The sequence below is a fragment of the Nocardioides cremeus genome, from assembly GCF_030518195.1.
Classification (GTDB): domain Bacteria; phylum Actinomycetota; class Actinomycetes; order Propionibacteriales; family Nocardioidaceae; genus Nocardioides; species Nocardioides cremeus.
Genome location: NZ_JAULSC010000256.1, coordinates 1 through 279, shown reverse-complemented (window position 1 = coordinate 279; position 279 = coordinate 1). Strand labels below are relative to the sequence as shown.

Sequence of the window (279 nt, the reverse complement as noted above, 5' to 3'; positions counted from 1 at the left end):
ATTTCCATCTTCTTAACCAACTCTTCGCCGTATTTTGTCGGGTGCAATGACAAGAAAGCAGCACCGAAACAAGCGGAGAATGTAGGAGTCGGTTCCGTGATACCACGCTCTGTACCTGCTAATTTAGCGGTAAATCCAGACAAGAAGTAGTATTGAGTTTGCTCCGGAGTCAAGATAGATACTGGAGGCAATACACCGAATGCGTCAGCAGACAAGAAGATAACTTGTTTTGCGTGCGGGCCTTTAGAAACCGGCTTAACGATGTTCTCGATGTGATAG

1 protein-coding gene is annotated in these 279 nt (G+C 45.9%); it reads right to left on the bottom strand.

Annotated features, from left to right (window positions below; translation table 11 throughout):
• The coding region (locus QWJ41_RS21120) for a phosphoenolpyruvate carboxykinase (ATP) (RefSeq protein WP_302710454.1) at positions 1-279 on the bottom strand (279 nt) is incomplete at both ends.